19 protein-coding genes are annotated in these 18688 nt (G+C 39.8%); 18 read left to right on the top strand and 1 reads right to left on the bottom strand.

Annotation, left to right across the window (positions count from 1 at the left end; all coding sequences use genetic code 11):
- Positions 1 to 148 precede the first annotated feature (148 nt).
- From ACZ5OK_RS09485 to ACZ5OK_RS09405, 17 genes are all read left to right on the top strand, one after another.
- Entirely contained in the window at positions 149 to 919 is a 771-nt protein-coding gene (locus ACZ5OK_RS09485) for an SDR family oxidoreductase (protein ID WP_343836286.1), read from the top strand.
- 13 nt (positions 920 to 932) lie between these two features.
- Positions 933 to 1337, top strand: a complete 405-nt coding sequence (locus ACZ5OK_RS09480) for a PaaI family thioesterase (protein ID WP_343836284.1) — start codon at positions 933 to 935, stop codon at positions 1335 to 1337.
- 16 nt (positions 1338 to 1353) lie between these two features.
- Positions 1354 to 2937: a long-chain-fatty-acid--CoA ligase gene (locus ACZ5OK_RS09475; protein WP_343836282.1), complete on the top strand. Its 1584-nt coding sequence runs from the start codon at positions 1354 to 1356 to the stop codon at positions 2935 to 2937.
- 63 nt (positions 2938 to 3000) lie between these two features.
- Complete coding sequence (locus tag ACZ5OK_RS09470; RefSeq protein ID WP_343836280.1) at positions 3001 to 4176, top strand: acyl-CoA dehydrogenase family protein; 1176 nt, start codon at positions 3001 to 3003, stop codon at positions 4174 to 4176.
- 46 nt (positions 4177 to 4222) lie between these two features.
- Entirely contained in the window at positions 4223 to 4987 is a 765-nt protein-coding gene (locus ACZ5OK_RS09465; RefSeq protein ID WP_343836278.1) for a beta-ketoacyl-ACP reductase, read from the top strand.
- Between the two features lie 22 nt (positions 4988 to 5009).
- Positions 5010 to 5459, top strand: a complete 450-nt coding sequence (locus ACZ5OK_RS09460; protein WP_343837709.1) for a MaoC family dehydratase N-terminal domain-containing protein — start codon at positions 5010 to 5012, stop codon at positions 5457 to 5459.
- Positions 5456 to 5857, top strand: coding sequence for a MaoC/PaaZ C-terminal domain-containing protein (locus ACZ5OK_RS09455; RefSeq protein ID WP_343836276.1), 402 nt, complete (start codon positions 5456 to 5458; stop codon positions 5855 to 5857). Before ACZ5OK_RS09460 ends, ACZ5OK_RS09455 begins: the two co-directional genes overlap by 4 nt.
- Positions 5858 to 5957: 100 nt before the next feature.
- Positions 5958 to 7163, top strand: coding sequence for an acyl-CoA dehydrogenase (locus tag ACZ5OK_RS09450; RefSeq protein ID WP_343836274.1), 1206 nt, complete (start codon positions 5958 to 5960; stop codon positions 7161 to 7163).
- A 218-nt stretch (positions 7164 to 7381) separates the two neighbouring features.
- Positions 7382 to 8554, top strand: coding sequence for a thiolase family protein (locus ACZ5OK_RS09445; protein ID WP_343836272.1), 1173 nt, complete (start codon positions 7382 to 7384; stop codon positions 8552 to 8554).
- A gap of 18 nt (positions 8555 to 8572) precedes the next feature.
- Positions 8573 to 9628, top strand: a complete 1056-nt coding sequence (locus tag ACZ5OK_RS09440; protein ID WP_343836270.1) for a phosphotransferase family protein — start codon at positions 8573 to 8575, stop codon at positions 9626 to 9628.
- Between the two features lie 23 nt (positions 9629 to 9651).
- Positions 9652 to 10422 (top strand): 2-phosphosulfolactate phosphatase, encoded by a 771-nt coding sequence (locus ACZ5OK_RS09435; RefSeq protein ID WP_343836267.1) that lies wholly within the window; start codon positions 9652 to 9654, stop codon positions 10420 to 10422.
- A complete protein-coding gene (locus ACZ5OK_RS09430; RefSeq protein WP_343836265.1) occupies positions 10409 to 11197 on the top strand; it encodes an enoyl-CoA hydratase/isomerase family protein in 789 nt (262 codons plus the stop codon). The genes ACZ5OK_RS09435 and ACZ5OK_RS09430 overlap by 14 nt, the downstream gene beginning before the upstream one ends.
- A gap of 105 nt (positions 11198 to 11302) precedes the next feature.
- A complete protein-coding gene (locus ACZ5OK_RS09425) occupies positions 11303 to 12166 on the top strand; it encodes a branched-chain amino acid ABC transporter permease (RefSeq protein ID WP_343836263.1) in 864 nt (287 codons plus the stop codon).
- Positions 12167 to 13153, top strand: coding sequence for a branched-chain amino acid ABC transporter permease (locus ACZ5OK_RS09420; RefSeq protein ID WP_343836261.1), 987 nt, complete (start codon positions 12167 to 12169; stop codon positions 13151 to 13153).
- Positions 13154 to 13164: 11 nt separating this feature from the next.
- Complete coding sequence (locus ACZ5OK_RS09415; RefSeq protein WP_343836259.1) at positions 13165 to 13929, top strand: ABC transporter ATP-binding protein; 765 nt, start codon at positions 13165 to 13167, stop codon at positions 13927 to 13929.
- Complete coding sequence (locus ACZ5OK_RS09410; RefSeq protein WP_343836257.1) at positions 13922 to 14629, top strand: ABC transporter ATP-binding protein; 708 nt, start codon at positions 13922 to 13924, stop codon at positions 14627 to 14629. The genes ACZ5OK_RS09415 and ACZ5OK_RS09410 overlap by 8 nt, the downstream gene beginning before the upstream one ends.
- Positions 14630 to 14686: 57 nt before the next feature.
- On the top strand, positions 14687 to 15856 hold the full coding sequence (locus ACZ5OK_RS09405; protein WP_343836255.1) for an ABC transporter substrate-binding protein: 1170 nt from the start codon (positions 14687 to 14689) through the stop codon (positions 15854 to 15856).
- A gap of 104 nt (positions 15857 to 15960) precedes the next feature.
- Here ACZ5OK_RS09405 and ACZ5OK_RS09400 read toward each other — a convergent pair whose 3' ends face one another.
- Positions 15961 to 16974, bottom strand: a complete 1014-nt coding sequence (locus tag ACZ5OK_RS09400; protein ID WP_343836253.1) for a metallophosphoesterase — start codon at positions 16972 to 16974, stop codon at positions 15961 to 15963.
- A 187-nt stretch (positions 16975 to 17161) separates the two neighbouring features.
- Between ACZ5OK_RS09400 and ACZ5OK_RS09395 the strand changes: the two genes are divergently transcribed.
- Complete coding sequence (locus ACZ5OK_RS09395; RefSeq protein WP_343836251.1) at positions 17162 to 18373, top strand: NAD(P)/FAD-dependent oxidoreductase; 1212 nt, start codon at positions 17162 to 17164, stop codon at positions 18371 to 18373.
- The last annotated feature ends 315 nt before the right edge of the window (positions 18374 to 18688 follow it).

Here is an 18688-nt window from a genome sequence, read left to right as displayed (position 1 = left end):
TTTTTAATCTTGATATAACAGCAGGGTTTAGCAAGAATGAACTTGCTCATCTCCTTGTTTTGATAATTATGGCACGATTTTTGCATCTAAATTAAGTGAACAAAACTTTATTTAGTCAGATAAGAAGCAGAGGAGTTGTGTATAAACCGTGAATACCTTTGAATTGTTTCAATTAAAAGGAAAAGTCGCATTAATTACAGGTGGTGGAAGAGGATTAGGGAAACAAATTGCAGAAGCACTTTCAGACGCAGGATGTTCGATTGCTGTCTGCTCCAGAAAGCGGGAAAACTGCGAAGAGACAGCAGATGAGTTACTAAAGAAAGGGGTTCAAGCTAAAGCTTACGAGTGTGATGTAACCAATGAAGAATCCGTCAATCAAACAGTTGCAGCGGTTGTAGAAGATTTTGGAGGCATTGATATCCTGGTCAATAATAGTGGAACTACATGGGGAGAAGATGTGGAAAACATGCCACTGGAAGCCTGGGAAAAAGTGATCAAGGTCAATGTTACAGGTACTTTTCTCATGTCAAAAGCTGCAGGTAAGCATATGATTGAACAAAAATCCGGCAAGATTATTAACATCGCTTCAGCTGCAGGTATAAAAGCGGAGCCACCTGAAGTACTGAATACTATTGGGTATAGTACAAGTAAAGCAGGAGTTATTCATTTTACAAAAGACTTAGCTAGAAAATGGGCAAGGCATAAAATTTATGTGAATGCGATTGCACCTGGCTTCTTCCCTACCAAAATGACAAAAGTTGTACTGGAAAGATATGGGGACCGTATAAAGGAACAGAATCCGCTTCAAATGATTGGTAATGATGACGCTATTAAAGGTGTGGCTCTATTACTTTCAACAGATGCAAGCAATTACATAACCGGTCAAGTTATAAGCGTTGATGGTGGCAGTACCTTGTAAAGGAGGGATGCATTTGAATAGGACAATAGCAGAGATACGTGAGAGCTTTCAGGATAGTCCCTTTATATCTCATATTGGTTTAGACATTGTCCATTTTGAAGAAGGCGATGTACTCCTGAAACTGCCCGTAGAAGAAAAGCTGTTAAATGTGAACAGAACGATGCATGGAGGGGTTCATGCAACCGTCCTGGATACGGTGTTGGGAATGACTATAAGATCGATAACCGGTACCAGATGTTTGACGGTCAGTTTAAATATTCATTATCTTTCCCCAAGTGATAGCGGTGAGATTTACGCTAAAGGAAAAGTTATTAAACAAGGTTATCGTACGGTCATTGCTGAAGGGGAAATGTTTGATTCTGAAGGAACGGTCCTTGCAAAAGCAATTGGAACGTTTAAATTGGTACGGGATAAATAAAAGGAGGTCATAAACAATGGATAGACCATGGTTAAAACATGTAGTAAAAGGAAATCCACAGGAAATAGAAATTCCTGAGATTTCTCTCCCTGAGCTATTGAATCAGTCTATCGAAAAGTATGCGCAACATACCGCCATGACGTTTTTCCATAGAACTTATACTTACGAACAATTGGGAGATTCGATTCAAACGATGGCAGCCGCCTTATATAACATGGGAATTAGTAAAGGTGATCGGGTTGCTCTCATGTTACCGAACTGCCCTCAGTACCCAATCAGTTATTATGCAGCTCTGACATGCGGAGCTATTATTGTGCAAATTAATCCTATGTATAAATCATCTGAGTTGTTACACGTACTTAACGATACTGAAACAGAAGTAATCATTGCTCTTGATCAAACAATCCCTTTAATCGAATCTATTAAGGACAAAACATCATTAAAAACAATTGTGGACGTTTCTTTTGAAAACGATTGCAAGTTTAATAGTCTTTTAGAAAATAAGGGGTTGCCAATTCCGGATATTCCGATTGATCCTAAGGAAGATATTGCTGTTCTCCAATATACAGGGGGAACAACAGGTCGTTCAAAGGGAGCTATGCTTACGCACTATAATGTAGTGGCTAACACATTACAAAGCGCTGCAACATCAGAAGTCAAAACGAATTTAGGTGAAGAACGTATTCTTACCATTTCCCCATTGTTTCATGTCTATGGAATGACCAGCGCGATGAATTTGAACTTTAAAATAGGCGGAAATTTAATTTTAGTCCCTAAATTTGATGTGGAACAGGTAGCAGAAGTCATTGAAAAAACCAAACCAACCATTTTCCCGGGTGTTCCTACAATGTATAATGCCCTGCTTAATTATTGTAAAGAACATCACTTTGACTTAAGTGTCTTAAAAACATGTATAAGTGGTTCTGCTCCGCTTCCAGTTGAAATGCTGAACAGCTTTAATGAACTAAGCGGAACAACTGTTGCGGAAGGGTACGGATTATCAGAGGCTTCACCTGTCACTCACCGAAATCCAATCGCCGGTTTACAAAAAGCAGGCAGTATCGGAATACCGATTCCAAATACAGATGCCAAAATAGTAGATTCAGCTACAGGGGAAGACACCTTACCTATTGGTGAGGTTGGTGAATTAGTGGTGAAAGGCCCTCAAATTATGAAAGGTTACTGGGGTATGCCGGAAGAAACCCAGCAAGTGTTAAAAGATGGCTGGCTATCGACAGGTGACTTAGCCAGGATGGATGAGGATGGTTTCTTCTACATTGTTGGACGGAAGAAGGAATTAATCATTGCCAGTGGCTATAACGTGTATCCAATTGAAGTAGAAGATGTTCTTTATAAACATCCAAATGTCCTTGAGGCTGCTGTAATTGGAGTCCCGGATAAATACAGAGGGGAAACAATCAAAGCCGTTGTCGTCTGCAAAGAAAACACCTCGCTGACAGAAGAAGAAGTGATCGACCATTGCAGAAAGGAACTTGCAGCTTATAAAGTCCCACGAATTGTCGAGTTTGCAGATGAGCTTCCGAAAACAGCAGTAGGAAAAATTCTGAAAAGAGCCTTAAAAGAAGAAGCAAACGCTTAGTCGCTTTTCATACTAACTAGTTAGTATTTAATTTCTAACCAACAATTACAAGGAGTGAATTTCATGGATTTACGATTATCAGAAGAGCAAAAGATGGTACAGGAAACGATTCGAAAATTTGTGGAAAAGGAATTAATCCCGCTCGAAAATGAAGTGCTTAAAAACGAGCTTGAAGGAAAGCCAAGTTTATCAAAGGAAAAGCAGAAAGAATTGCAATTAAAGGCGAAGGAAGCTGGATTCTGGGGAATTAATACACCCGCAGAATATGGCGGAGCTGATCTTGGACAAATGATGCAGGCAATCGTAACAATGGAAGTAGCAAAAACCTTTGTTCCATTCACCTTTGGGGGCTCTGCTGACAACATTCTTTACTATGGAAATAAAGAGCAAAAGGAAAAATATCTCATTCCAACGATTAACGGGGATAAAAAATCCTGCTTTGCTATGACAGAGCCTGATGCAGGTTCAGATACCAGAAACATTAAAATGACCGCTCATAAAGATGGAGATGAATGGGTTCTTAATGGTGAAAAAACCTTTATTACAGGCGGTAATGAAGCAGACTTCGTAATGGTCATCGCGATTACTGACAAAGAGAAACACGCAGCTACAGGGCGCGAAGGTGTCACTTGCTTCATTGTTGATAGGGAAATGGGCTGGAAATCTGAATATATTCACACAATGGGAGAGTGGGGACCTGCCAGTCTCATTTTCGATAATGTAAGAGTTCCTGAAGAAAATATATTAGGGGAATTACATGGTGGATATAAACTTGGATTAGAATGGATTGGATTTGCCAGATGGATTGTTGGAGCTCGTGCAGTAGGGACAGCTGAACGTTTACTCCAAATGGCCATTGACTATGCAAAAGAACGTAAAACCTTTGGAAGACCAATTGCTGACAGACAGGCGATTCAATGGAAAATTGCAGATTCTGCAGTTGAAATTGAGGCAGCAAAATGGATTGTCTTAAATGCTGCTTACACTTTGGATAATGGCGAAGATAATCGTCATTTAGCTTCAATGGCCAAACTTTACGGAGCAAATATGGGCAATCGAGTAGTAGACCGTGTTCTTCAGATCCATGGCGGCATGGGTTATACAAGAGAATTACCTATTGAACGCTGGTATCGTGAAGCGAGGTTATGGAGAATTTATGATGGTACAGATGAAATTCAACGCCTCATCATTTCCAGAAATCTATTAAAAGGGCATGTAAAAATTGGAGATTTCATATAGAATAATAGTAGTTTGAATTTTTCAAAAATAACTGGGAGGGTTTTGAATGAGTAATCAATTTGAAGGCAGAGTTGCATTTGTAACAGGCGGCAGTCGTGGAATTGGAAAAGGGGTTGCCAAAAGGTTTGCTGAAGATGGTGCCAAAGTTGCGATTATTGATGTGAATGAAGAAGCATTAAACGAAACACAGGCTGAATTTAAGGAACAAGGGTATGACATTTATGTGAAAAAGGCAAATGTTGTACATTCAGATGAAGTAGAGTCCGCTATGGAAGAGGTCGTTTCCCAATTTGGTTCTCTTGATATTTTAGTTAATAATGCAGGAGTTATTCGTGATAACATGCTTTTTAAAATGACGGATAGTGACTGGGAGCAGGTAATGGATGTACATTTAAAGGGATCGTTTAATGCCGCTCGGGCTGCTCAAAAATATATGGTTAAACAAAAGTATGGTCGTATTATTAATACATCTTCTACATCAGCGCTGGGCAATCGAGGTCAAGTCAACTACTCGACAGCAAAAGCAGGATTGCAAGGGTTCACAAAAACGTTGGCAATCGAACTTGGGAAATTTGGAATTACTGCAAATGCAGTTGCGCCTGGATTTATTGAAACAGATATGACGAAAGCAACAGCTGAAAGAATTGGGATTTCTTTTGAGGATTTGGTTCAGGCAAGTGTCAGTCAAATTCCAGTCGGCAGAAGTGGTAAACCAGAGGATATTGCGAATGCAGTTGCATTTTTTGCTGATGAAAAGTCTTCATTCGTTAACGGCCAGGTCATTTATGTTGCAGGAGGTCCAAAAGATTAAAAAAAGGGTGGGACTTAAGAGAATGCTGGAAGCTTATATTGGAACAACGTCCAAAAAAATTAAAAATATTGTCGAACGCGGATTGGTAAAGAGGTTCGCTGAGTCTATCGGTGATTTACATCCGATTTTTGTTGATGAAGAGTATGGCAGGAAGTCCAGATATGGGCAGAACATTGCACCTCCAACCTTTCCTCGTGTGTTTGAATACGGGGAAATTGAAGGACTCCCATTACCCAAAAAAGGACTCATTCATGGTGAGGAAACTTATCATTATGAGCGTCCTCTGTTTGTCGGAGAAAAAATCTATTGCTATTCGGAAGTTAAAGATTACTATGAAAAGCAAGGTAAGAATGGTCTAATGGGATTCTTTATTTTAAAACGATTCGGGGAAGATTCTAATGGAAAAGTGATTTTCACTGAAGAACAAACGGTCATAATTACAGAAACAGTAAGGAAGGCGATGACGGTATGAAAAGTATTGCAGAGCTGAACCCGAATGAAACCTTGGAAGAAGTCACCTTGGAACCAGTTTCAAGATTAGATTTAATTAAATATGCGGGAGCATCTGGTGATTTTAATCCTATTCATACAATTGATGAAGAAGCCAAAAAAGCAGGACTTCCCGGTATCATCGCACATGGAATGTGGACGATGGGGAATTTAGGTAAGCTATTTACACCTTATTTGGAGCAAGGATTTATTCAGGATTATCAGATTCGCTTTTCCGGTATGGTATTTTTAAATGATGTCATTACCTTAAAAGCCACTTTAGTCGATCAATCAAATGAACATATGGATTTTGCAGTAGCGGCTGTAAACCAGGACGATAAAGCCGTTATTAAAGGGAAAGTCCGTTTTGCAAAATATTAAGTATTGAAACGATCAGGCACATGACCTCTTATCCTTTTGGTTTCAGACGTCTAAATCGATAGGAGGTCGAGCCTGATTAAAATTAGTAGGAGTGTGGCTCATGAATTTTGAATATTCAGAAATAGTGAAAGAATATCAAGCAAAACTGAATCATTTTATGGAAGAGTATGTGTATCCAAACGAGCAGACATATAGTGAGCAGATAGATGAACAGAACCGTTTTGCAAAAGTTCCTCCTATTATGGAGGAATTAAAGCAAAAAGCGAAGGAACAGGGATTGTGGAATTTGTTTTTGCCAGAGAGTGAATACGGTGCAGGGCTTTCCAATCTTGAATACGCTCCTTTATGTGAAATCATGGGTAGGTCTGCCATCGCACCTGAAGTATTCAATTGTGCAGCGCCTGACACAGGAAATATGGAAGTGTTAGCACGATATGGATCTAAGGAGCACAGAGATGAGTGGTTAAATCCCCTTCTGGATGGTAAGATTCGTTCCTGTTTTTCGATGACTGAGCCGGATGTGGCCTCATCAGATGCAACGAACATTGAAGCAAGTATTATCCGTGATGGAGATGAGTATATCATCAATGGAACGAAATGGTGGTCATCAGGTGCGGGAGACCCACGTTGTAAAATTGCGATTGTTATGGGGAAAAACGATCCAGAAGCTCCAAAATATAAACAGCAATCTATGATTCTTGTACCACTTGATACACCTGGGGTAAATGTGAAGAGGACATTGCCTGTCTTTGGATATGATCATGCTCCACATGGTCATGCGGAAATCGAATACAACAACGTAAGAGTACCTGCATCAAATATGATTTTAGGTGAAGGTCGAGGGTTCGAAATTGCACAAGGAAGATTAGGACCTGGACGTATTCATCATTGTATGCGAACAATCGGTGCAGCAGAGAGAGCCTTAGAAATTTTATGTAAGCGGGTACAGAACCGGGAAGCATTTGGGAAAGAGCTTGCCCGACAAGGTGTCATTCAAGAATGGATAGCAGACGCAAGAATGGATATTGAGCAAGCGAGATTATTAACTCTTAAGGCAGCTTATATGATGGATACAGTCGGAAATAAAGAAGCGAAAGCAGAAATTGCCATGATTAAGGTGGTAGCGCCAAATATGGCCTTGAAGATTATTGATCGTGCTATCCAGGCATTAGGAGCAGCAGGTGTAAGTGAGGATTTCCCACTTGCAGCAAGCTGGGCCAATATTCGAACGTTACGCTTGGCAGATGGTCCTGATGAAGTCCATCGTCGTACCGTAGCCAGACAAGAACTGAAAAAATATCAATAAACGGAAAGGTACGTGCAAACATGAAGGATGGAAATTCTGTCAGGAATTTATCACGCATGAACTGGCCGTAATAACCCTACTTCAAGTCTTGAAGGTACCCCAACGAGACTAAGTAGAGGATAAACGGTCAGTAAATTCCTGATAAGTTCAACTAACCATCAGCGGGGGATGGAGAAAACCCCTACTGGGAAGTTTCACTTTATAGGAGGGAGAAATAAATGAAACGAGATGCAGTGATTGTATCAGCTGTCCGTACGCCAATCGCCAGACAAGGAGGTACATTAGCTTCTGTCCCGGCGCATGTATTTGGAGCGGAGGTGATAAAAGAAGCCATTAATCGAGCTAATGTGGAGCCGGAGAATATCGATGATGTCATTATGGGTAATGTGTTAAGCGGTGGTGGAAATATTGCCAGATTAACAGCTCTGCAAACAGGATTGTCATTAAATCTGCCAGGTTTAACCGTTGACCGCCAATGTGGGTCAGGGATAAATGCTGTTGTTCTCGCCGCTCAAGCCATCCAGGCTGGATCAGGAGATATTTATGTAGCTGGCGGAACAGAAAGTATGAGTCGAGCACCCTATTTGATGGATCGCCCTGAAAGACCTTATAGCCCTGTTCCGCCTCAGATACGAAAATCGCAGCTTTCGCCTAAGGATATTGGTGATCCGCCTATGGGGATAACAGCAGAAAATTTAGCTGAAAAATATGAGATTAGCCGTAAAGAACAAGATGAATTTGCACACCGCAGTCAGCAAAGAATGGCTCGTGCAATGGAAGAGGGCCGTTTTGATGATCAAATGATTCCCATTGAAGTTCCTCAAAGAAAGGGAAATCCTATTCAATTTGTAAAGGATGAGCATCCACGCCCAAATACTACCTTGGAAGGGCTGTCTAAATTAAAAGCTGTCTTTAAAAAGGATGGAACAGTAACAGCAGGCAGTAGTTCTGGTTTAAACGATGCAGCTTCAGCACTTGTCGTCATGTCAAGAGAAAAAGCTGATGAACTAGGTTTAAAGCCACTGGCTGTGATCCGTCAATCAGCGGTTGCTGGTGTCGATCCAAATATAATGGGAATTGGTCCAGTACCAGCTACCCACAAAGTGTTGGAACAGAGTGGATTCACGTTAGAGGATATGGACTTGATCGAACTAAATGAAGCATTTGCGGCACAGGTTCTTGCTGTTGACCGGGAACTGAATATGAACCCTGATAAGCTGAATGTCAATGGTGGGGCGATAGCCCACGGTCATCCACTTGGTGCAACAGGAGCTATTTTGATGACAAAGGCTGTATATGAATTACAAAGATCCGGTGGGAAGCTTGCACTCATAACAGCGTGTATTGGCGGAGGCCAAGGAATTTCAGCCATTATTGAACGGGAAACATAAGTTTAAAGGAGGAGAACCATGTCAGACACAATCCCCATTCGTAAGGGAGAAGAACTGGACGTAAAAGTTATTGAAACTTTTTTAAGAAAGCACATTCAGGACTTACCCAATGCTCCGTTAGAGATTAGACAATTTGGTGCAGGAAGATCTAACTTAACCTATGCTTTACAAATTGGGGAGTGGGAAGGTGTTCTCAGACGTCCACCACTCGGACCTGTAGCCCCCAAAGCTCATGATATGGAACGGGAATATACTATTTTAAAAGAAATCCATCCATATTTTTCACCCGCACCGAAACCATACGTATTAGCAGATCAGAATGTGATTGGCCGGCCATTTTTTGTTATGGAACGAAAACATGGGGTTGTTTTAGATTCACATTTCCCAGATGGAGTACAGGTTACAGAAGACCTCTGCAGGCAAATATCTGAACGGATGGTTGATACACTAGTCAACCTTCATAGTATTGATTACACAAAAACGAGTTTAAAAGATATAACAAAACCAGAAGGATTCCTCGAGAGGCAGGTACATGGCTGGATTAAACGATATGAACGTTCTAAAACGGATGAAATTGACGGAATTGATCAATTAACCAGCTGGATGGCAGATAATATCCCTCATTCTCCAGAACCAGCTATTATCCACTATGATTTTAAGTTGAACAATTCCATGTTTAATGATGACTTTAATGATGTGATAGGGCTGTTTGATTGGGAAATGACCACCGTAGGAGATCCATTGGCAGATTTAGGTGTCGCCATGAGCTATTGGATTGAAGCGAATGACTCCGATTTACTAAAAAGAGGATTGGGGGATGAGCCAATTACAGCCCGCTCCGGATTTATGACGAGAAAGGAATTTATGGAGTCTTATGCGAGAAAAAGCGGCCGTGATGTGACAAATATGAATTTTTATCTTACTTTTGCTTATTTCAAGTTGGCGGTTATTTGTCAGCAAATCTATTATCGTTACAAAAAAGGTCAAACGCAGGATGAGCGCTTTGCTCACTTAGACCTCTTTGTAAAAAATTTAATTCATTACGCGTCTGAGATGGCAAGTAAGCGAATTTAAATCTGAAATTTGAGGTGCTATAAATGGGGAAAATACATGTTTTATTGAAAAAAGAAGAATTAAATAAAGAAAAACTGCAAGGAGATAAACTTGTGGTTGTCTTTGATATTTTACTTGCCACCTCAACCATCACTACTGCACTTCAATATGGAGCCCGTACAGTCATACCCGTTTTGAATGGGGATGAAGCCAGACAGATTGTCCGTAATGAAAAGCGGGATTCCTATCTGCTGGTAGGCGAATATGAGGGATTACCTATAAAAGGTTTTCAATCTCCTAATCCTAAAGCTCTAAAGGGAAAAGTTTTTGATAAGAATGTGATTTTATCTACTACAAATGGTACGGTTGCGATCCGTAATTCTGTACATTCCAAGTTTGTATTCGTTGCTTCCCTGCTAAATGCTAAACGTGTAGCTGAACAATTGCTCAAACATTATCAAAATGAAACCATTATCTTAGTATGCTCAGGCTCATCAGGAATGTTTAATGTAGAAGATTTTTATGGGGCTGGTCATTTCATTCATGCCTTATTTGAACAATCACATGCTGACTGGTCATTATCCGATTCTGCATATGCTGCCTGCGAATTTTTTAAGAGTAAACAAAATAAAAGTGCAGAAGTCCTGCAATCGTCAAGTGTAGGTCAAATGTTAATGAAGTTTGGTTTTGATCAGGAACTGGAATTTGTCTCTCAAAAAGATGTGTTTCCAATCGTTCCGTATGTGAAAGATAAAAGGTTTGTGGTGGCGGAACAATATCAAAAGGAAAGGGGAAAGATTCATGGAACAAACTGAAACCAGGCATTTGCTAGTTAGTAAAAACAATGGGGTGATGCATCTTACGCTTAATCGGCCTGACAGCCTAAATGCCTTTAGTCCGGAAATGATGTCAGGTCTTAAAGAGTCGATCGAGGAAGCGAAAAGCGACGATTCTATACGTGTCGTTACATTGTCCGGAGCAGGCCGTGGTTTTAGTGCCGGTGGTGATGTCAAAACGATGGGTTCTGCTGATTCCTTGGCTACTTATCATCATATTGGAAATCTTAATGATCTGATTTTAGCAATGAGAGATTTGAATAAACCTATCATCGCAGCTGTTCATGGCTATGCCGCTGGTGCAGGATTTAATCTCGCTCTGGCCTGTGACATGATTTTAGCAGCGGAAGGGAGTAAATTTGTTTTAAGTTTTTCGAGAGTTGGGCTTAGTTCAGATGGGGGAGGTCTTTATTTTCTGCCCAGATTGATCGGTCCGTATTTAGCGAAAGAACTATTGTTTACAGCTGAACCTATTACAGCAGAAAAGGCTCACTCATTAGGTATTGTAAACCACACCTATCCTCTGGCGGAATTTAAAGATCAGGTTGAAAAATTTGCTGATAAAATTGCCAGTGGACCATCTGAAGCCTATCAATTTATTAAAAAGATTTCGAATCAGTCCTACAACTCTACATTGGATGAAATTCTTGAACTTGAAAGAATTTCACAGGCAACCATTGTAACAACAGAGAGTCATAAAGAAGGGGTTCAGGCTTTTAAAGAAAAGCGAGAGCCGAATTTTAAAGGGAAATAATCATTATCAGCAATCAAATGGAAGCGGTTTCAGTTATGGGTATGGTTAGAGTTTGAGACTCTGGCCATACACTTCCATAAGTGTCAATGAAAGGGGAGAGGGAATTTGGATGTACTCCTTCAACAGCTTTTTAACGGGCTAACTGTTGGAAGTGTTTATAGTTTGGTAGCTCTGGGTTTAACTCTTGTTTACGGTATTTTACACATTCCTAATTTTGCCCACGGCGCTTTGTATATGATTGGTGCCTATATTACCTATACCATGATGTCCTCCTTAGGATTCCACTATTTAATCTCACTTTTTATTTCCATTATAGTTGTTGGGTTTATAAGTGTTTTAATGGAAAGACTGGTATTTCATCCGTTAAAAGACTCAACACCCATTCAGCATAAAGTTGCCGCAATAGGTATGTTGTTATTTTTAGAATCATTGGCCCAATTGATTTGGGGAGCTGACTATCAGCAAATGGAAACGCCTTTTGCGCAGGTTATAGACTTATTTGGTGTAACGGTAACCATGCAAAGGCTGATTATAGTGATAACGGCTGTTGTAGCGATGATCTTACTTTATTTATTTCTAAAAAGAACCTATACAGGCGCAACAATTATTGCCATGGCACAAAATCGGGAAGGTGCACATTTGGTTGGGATTAATACCAATAAGGTTGCAATGCTAACGTTCTTTATTGCCGGTGTTTTAGCTGCACTTGGTGCTTCCCTGACCTCACCGATAAATCTGGTATTTCCAAGTATGGGGCACCTCGTCATCCTAAAAGCTTTCGTCATTATTATTATTGGTGGTATGGGAAGTATTCCTGGAGCTATACTTGGTGGCTATATTATTGGGTTTAGTGAAAGTATTGGGGCCACTTATCTATCTAGTAATTACAGTGATATTATTTCCTTTGCACTTTTGGTTATTATTCTAACCATTAAGCCTCAGGGGATTTTTTCAAAGGGGGAAGCCTAAATGACATCAATTTTTAAAAGTCGAAATATCGTCATCGGCCTAATTCTTTTAGCCATACTCTTCCCATTTATAACACAAAATGAATATTTTCTTCATGTCATGACGTTAGCCTTTATCTGGATGATCGCGGTTTATGGATTGAATTTACTAGCTGGATACACTGGATATTTATCGTTAGCACATGCAGGATTTTTTGCGATTGGGGCCTATGCTTTCGGTTTACTCACTGTAAAAGCAGGACTTGGCTTCTGGTCGGCATTTATTATAGCACCAATGATAACAACAGCCGTTGGTTTTTTAATTGGATTAATCGCCCTTCGAACAAAGGAACATTTTTTTGCAATCTACACGCTATGTGTAGGATATATTATCTACTTGCTTGTTGATAAATGGGAAGGACTTACAGGAGGTGTGCGGGGACTTATTGGTATTCCGGCTCCCTCGAATATTGGTCCTGTTAACCTGTCAACTCCATTGGCACAATACTATTTTGTTTTTGCCATTTTGTTACTCGTAATCCTTGTGATCTATCGACTGATTCATTCCTTAACCGGACGTACCTTCATTGCAATACGAAACAGTGAAGATCTGGCGCTATCTTTAGGCATATCTACAACAAAAAACAAATTATTATCCTTCGTTTTATCTACATTTTTTGCAGGGATTGCGGGGACTTTGTATGCGTGTTTCATTCGCTTTATTGGTCCTGATATAGGAAATATTAACATCACCTTTGACTTGCTGACTTACATGATTGTAGGCGGAATTGGTACTCTGTCGGGTCCAATTGTTGGAACGCTATTAATTGTGTGGCTTTCACAAAATCTGCAGTTTTTACAGGACTATCGCATGCTTATTTTTGGACCTCTATTAACTTTGATGGTTATTTTTTCACCTGGTGGGATTTCCGGACTCTTCTCCCAGTGGTATGCAAAAAGAAATCTTAAGAAAAGCGCAAAGTTTACAAAAGCGGAAGAACAGGTTTAGGAGGTGGACGGATGATACTGGAAACTAAACAATTAACGAAACAATTTGGCGGGTTATTTGCAGTTAAAGATGTGGATTTTACGATTGAAAAAGGTAAAATCAATGCCATTATAGGGCCTAATGGTGCAGGGAAATCGACATTTTTTAACTTAGTCAGTGGGCTATATCGTCCAACTGCAGGGCAAGTGATCTTTAAAGGCAGGGATATTTCCAGCTTAAGTGCTAATAAAGTAGCAAAATTAGGCGTGGCCAGAACCTTTCAAACGACTAATTTATTTGAGCAGGCAAGCGTTTTCGATAATGTGGTAGTAGGGCACCGTTTAAGAACAAAATCGACCCTTTTTGATTCGATATTCAGGACTAGACGATTAAAACGTGAAGAAGAGCAATGTAAAGAAAAGGCTATTCAGGTTTTGCAATTCGTGGGACTCAATCATGCCGTCGATCAACGGGTTGCCAATATTTCACAAGAAGAGAAAAAACGTGTCGCATTCGCACTTGCTCTGGCTACCGACCCGGAAATCGTCTTTCTTGATGAGCCAACCGCAGGCATTAATCCGGATGAAACAGCAGAACTATCCGAGTTAATTGAAAAAATGGCTGAAAAAGGCCTGACCATTTGTTTGATCGAGCACAAAATGCAAATGATTATGAATTTAGCAGAACAAATCATGGTATTAAACTATGGAGAAAAAATTGCTCAAGGGCCCCCTGATGAAATTAATCGTAATGAGGAAGTCATAAAGGCTTATTTAGGAGGGAGTACGAGTGCTTGATTTAGAAAATGTGTCTGTAAAATATGGAAATTTCACTCCTGTGGAGGACATAAATATTCGTGTGGATAAGGGTGAGATTGTAGTACTTTTAGGTGCAAATGGTGCAGGTAAAAGTACAACGTTTCGAACCATAAGTGGACTGAAAAAAACTTCAGCAGGAAGTGTAAAATTGGAGAATGAGCCTATTCATGACCAAACGCCAGATAGAATTGTAAATAAAGGGATTGTTCAATGTGCAGAGGATCGAAAGTTGTTTCCTGAAATGTCAGTACAGGAAAATTTAATGATGGGTGCCTATGTTCATCGAAAAAGAAAAGCGAAAATTAAACAGACACTTAGAGAAGTCTATGAGCTATTTCCAATTTTATATGAAAAAAGAAAAAATCCGGCAGGCTCCTTAAGTGGAGGTCAGCAGCAAATGCTGGCAATAGGAAGAGCATTAATGTCTAAGCCAAAACTTATGTTGTTAGACGAACCGTCAATTGGTTTAGCTCCACTAATTGTTGATCAAATGTTTGAAAGTATCCAGCAAATTAACAGGGAAGGAACTACTATTCTACTAGCCGAACAAAATGCTCATGCAGCTTTAGCAATTGCCAACAAAGGTTATGTTTATGAAAATGGAAAAATTGTTGTTGAGGGAAGTTCTGAAGAGTTATTTGCCAATGAAAAGGTGAGAAAAGCTTATATCGGGGCTTAGCAGGATCAGATATTTTTTGCGAATAAATATCTGAATATTATAAATAGGAGGCTGAATATGAAGAAAAAAGCATTTTTTAGTTTAATTAGTTTTGTCATTCTTGGTTTCATCTTGGCAGCTTGCTCCGGAGAAGAAGCGGGAGGAAATGGTGAGGCAGTTGTCAACATTGGGTATACCGGACCTTTAAGTGGTGCTGCTGCCTATTATGGAGAAAATACGTTAAATGGCTTGGAAATGGCTGTTGAGGAAATTAATGACGAAGGCTTTGAAGTGAATGGAACGACCTATACGATTAATCTTGAAACACTTGATGACCAGTATCTTCCTAATGAGGCAGCAGCAAATGCGAGACGTTTAGTTCAAGAACATAATACGCCCATTATCTTTACTCCACATAGCGGAGGAGTTAAAGCCCTGCAAGTATTTAATGAACAGGAAAATTTTATTATTGGCGCATATACAAGTGAGCCCGCCATTACAGAAACAGGGAATTCTTTAACGGTTCGAATACCTCCGAGCTATGCGGGTTATGTTGAACCTTTCACGAAGTACATGATGGATCGTTTCGGAAATAAACTGGCTGCACTACCACCTGTTACACAGTATGGAAAGGATTGGGCGGAGGGTTTGATTCCTCACTGGGAAGACCAGGGAGGGGAAGTCGTTCATAATGCCTCAATTGATTTTTCAAAAGACACGGATTTCTTCACTTTACTCACCAATGCTATAGAAAACGATCCTGATGTGATGCTAGTTGGCGGGCCATCTGAACCTACAGCAAAAGTGGTACAACAGGCACGTGATCTCGGTTATGAAGGTGGATTTATGATTATGGATCAGGCGAAATTGGATGAAATGAAAAAAGTTATTGGTGGATCCTACAAGCCATTAGAAGGTTCAATTGGTACAATGCCTCTCGTTAATGCGAATTATCCCGGAACTGAAGAATTTGTGAAAAAATATCATGAGAAATATGATGAGGACCCTGGTTCTGAAGCTGGATTTCATTATGTTTCTATGTATATTTTTGTTGAGGCGATGAAAGCAGCTGGTAATACAGAGGATGCAAAAACGATTTATGAAAATATTCAATCCGGATTAGACGGTTTACCAGAAGATAAAAAGGTATACGTTATTCCTGGTATTGATGAAAATGGCGGATTTGAAATCAATACTCGAGTGGCAGCTGTTGAGGACGGAGAGATTGTCCCGATAAAAGTGGAATAAAGGCTAAGAATCGGCTTATACAGCCGATTCTTTATAAAAATGCAGATAAAGAAATCATGAGAGGTATAAATGGTTTGATTCTGTTACAACGGGCATGAGTAGATTCATCGGACATGTTTTATAAGTTTCAGTTCATTGACAAACTCCTTCAGCTGAGGGTGAGGTTTTATTCCTTTATGAAAGGTTTTAATTACCTTACCCTTTTTAGAAATGACATCTCCGGTAAGGGGATCTATTTGAAGATCTACTTCAGAAAAAGCTTTTCCTTTTGAGTAGGCCTGGATAATCAATTTATTGTCTACAACTGTATTGGCGTATTTATGGTTGTGTCCGGCAAAAATGACATCAATTTCATCGTCAAGCTCTGGTGAGATTTCCGGTATTTTTCCTGAAGGCTTTGAGCCATCTTTTTTTGAGTTTGCTGAAGCATGCGCCAGCACAACGATGGTTTTTACACCTTTTTCTTTTAATTCTTCTACCGTTTGATTAAGGGAATCCGTAATACTTTTAAATTCGAGATTTCTGACATGTTCTTCGTCAACCCTTGATTTTGTGTCAGTTGTGACAACTCCAATGATTCCAATTGGAACACCCTGTACTTTTTTGATGATATAAGGGGGGAGGATGGGCTTACCTGTTTTTTTATCAATAACATTAGCCACTGTATACGGAAAATCTGCCCCCTGAAAATAGCCGGTTTTTTCATGGTGCCCTCCGTAAATCAGTCGTTTCAGTTCTGTTAAGCCTTCATCAAATTCATGATTACCTACTGTACCAGCATCAAAGCCAGTGCGATTTAAGAATTCAATGGTCGGCTCATCCTGTAAAAAGGCCGAAATGGGCGGGCTATTCCCAACCGCATCTCCTGCATGGACAAGCAGGGTATTTTCATCAGATTCCATTTGGTATTGATGTAAGTAGGATGCGAGGTACGGCGCACCCCCCAGCCTTTTATCTCCTTTTTCCATACTTTCCAATTGACCATGAAAATCGTTGACCCCGAGCAGTTTCACAGAAATCGTTTCTGATTGATCCTGTTTCGCTTCAGTTGCAAAGGGGAAGAGGGCAAGGCACAAAATCAATATGGAAATAAGAATAGGCTTTAAGAATCGAAACATATCATTCTGCCCTCCATTCATTACATTACACTTTTATTATGTCAGATGATTAGTCAGGTTATGAAAAGTTAATGGTTTTGACTGTAAAAACCGTTCAATTATTGATAAAGTAGTAATTGGAGGCTAATTAAAGAAAAATTATTTGACACATGATTCTGCTGTCAAATATAGAGGAAGGGGATTTGTTTTGAGTAATCAGAAACCAAGAGTTGTCGTCCTGGGTGCCGGATATGCAGGTATGATGACAACAAAAAAATTAACCAAGCTCCTACGTCCAGAACAAGCTGAAATTGTACTTGTCAATAAACATAATTATCACTATCAAACCACCTGGCTGCATCAGGTAGCAGCAGGAACGATTAATCAGAATCAGGTTCGTATGATGATCAGTGATGTCATTGATACGAAACACCGGGTTAACCTTATCCAGGATTCTGTTCTTGAGATTAAAAAGGATGAGAAAACAGTCGTACTTGAGAATGGCGAATTACAGTATGATATTCTTGTTGTAGGACTCGGGTTTGAGAGTGCTACTTTTGGCATATCAGGAATGAAAGAAAACGCATTTGCTATTCAGACAATTGACTCCAGTCGTTTAATTTACGACCATATTGAGTATCAATTCTCCCGTTATAAGAATGAAGAAGGAAATAAAGAGGAACTGCTGACAATTTTAGTAGGCGGTTCTGGGTTTACCGGAATTGAGTTTGTTGGTGAGCTTACTGAAAGCGTTAAAAAACTGTGCCGAAAATATGATATTCCTCGTTATAAGGCACGTATCATCAATGTGGAGGCTGCTCCAAGTATTCTGCCAGGCTTTGATGAAGAATTGGTCACCTATGCCAAGTCATCTTTGGAAGCACGTGGTGTAGAATTCAGAACGGGCACAATGATTAAAGAGTGCAAAGAGGATGGTTTTGTCGTAGGGGAAGGTGAAGAAATTAAAGCCGGAACCGTTGTATGGACTGGTGGTGTACAAGCGAATTCTATTCTTGGAGAATCAGGCTTTGAAATTACAAAAGGTAGAGTAACAGTTAATAATGATCTGCGTGCTCCAGGATACAGAGATATCTTTATTTTGGGTGATTGTGCCTGGGTAATGGATAAAGAAAATGATCGTCCTTATCCGCCAAATGCGCAGAATGCCATGCAGCAGGCAGATACAGCAGCACAGAACATTGCATCTTTAATTTACGGTGGACCTATGCAGGAATATAAGTTCGAAAACAAGGGTACAGTCGCATCCCTTGGTGGTTCTGAAGCCATTGGAACTGTATTTGATCGTCAGTTATTCGGAAAACCGGCAAAAACGATGAAAAATGTTGTCGATAACCGTTACTTATTCATGCTCGGTGGCCCGGGCCTTGTACTTAAAAAAGGTAAGCTTAGTCTCTTTTAATATGGGACAAAATAAGGGAGGGGTTCTTACATGAAACGTACGTTATGCGTAACACTGATTTCCCTTGTATCGACTATTTTTTATGTGTTGGTTTCAAGAGAAATCGAAAATAATAGAAACTTTCGGTAATTATAAAAGTCCACTCTATTTAAAGATTTGCATACCAGGATTTATTTCCTGGTATGCATTTTTTATTTGAAAAACAATATGTTTGCAACAATTCTCAGAAACATGAATAAAAGAACCACATTCTAAAAAACATAAAAAGGTAATTACGAAAGGAGGAATTCATTATCGCACAAAATCAACAACAGG

The organism is Salinibacillus aidingensis, from assembly GCF_055393355.1.
This window is presented reverse-complemented; position numbering and strand designations above follow the sequence as displayed.

Coding starts and splice junctions, on each gene's coding strand:
- ACZ5OK_RS09470 (WP_343836280.1), top strand. CDS start 3,001: ATGGATTTACGATTATCAGAAGAGCAAAAGATGGTACAGGAAACGATT.
- ACZ5OK_RS09405 (WP_343836255.1), top strand. CDS start 14,687: ATGAAGAAAAAAGCATTTTTTAGTTTAATTAGTTTTGTCATTCTTGGT.
- ACZ5OK_RS09435 (WP_343836267.1), top strand. CDS start 9,652: ATGGGGAAAATACATGTTTTATTGAAAAAAGAAGAATTAAATAAAGAA.
- ACZ5OK_RS09445 (WP_343836272.1), top strand. CDS start 7,382: ATGAAACGAGATGCAGTGATTGTATCAGCTGTCCGTACGCCAATCGCC.
- ACZ5OK_RS09455 (WP_343836276.1), top strand. CDS start 5,456: ATGAAAAGTATTGCAGAGCTGAACCCGAATGAAACCTTGGAAGAAGTC.
- ACZ5OK_RS09465 (WP_343836278.1), top strand. CDS start 4,223: ATGAGTAATCAATTTGAAGGCAGAGTTGCATTTGTAACAGGCGGCAGT.
- ACZ5OK_RS09415 (WP_343836259.1), top strand. CDS start 13,165: ATGATACTGGAAACTAAACAATTAACGAAACAATTTGGCGGGTTATTT.
- ACZ5OK_RS09420 (WP_343836261.1), top strand. CDS start 12,167: ATGACATCAATTTTTAAAAGTCGAAATATCGTCATCGGCCTAATTCTT.
- ACZ5OK_RS09430 (WP_343836265.1), top strand. CDS start 10,409: ATGGAACAAACTGAAACCAGGCATTTGCTAGTTAGTAAAAACAATGGG.
- ACZ5OK_RS09450 (WP_343836274.1), top strand. CDS start 5,958: ATGAATTTTGAATATTCAGAAATAGTGAAAGAATATCAAGCAAAACTG.
- ACZ5OK_RS09475 (WP_343836282.1), top strand. CDS start 1,354: ATGGATAGACCATGGTTAAAACATGTAGTAAAAGGAAATCCACAGGAA.
- ACZ5OK_RS09400 (WP_343836253.1), bottom strand. CDS start 16,974: ATGTTTCGATTCTTAAAGCCTATTCTTATTTCCATATTGATTTTGTGC.
- ACZ5OK_RS09440 (WP_343836270.1), top strand. CDS start 8,573: ATGTCAGACACAATCCCCATTCGTAAGGGAGAAGAACTGGACGTAAAA.
- ACZ5OK_RS09460 (WP_343837709.1), top strand. CDS start 5,010: ATGCTGGAAGCTTATATTGGAACAACGTCCAAAAAAATTAAAAATATT.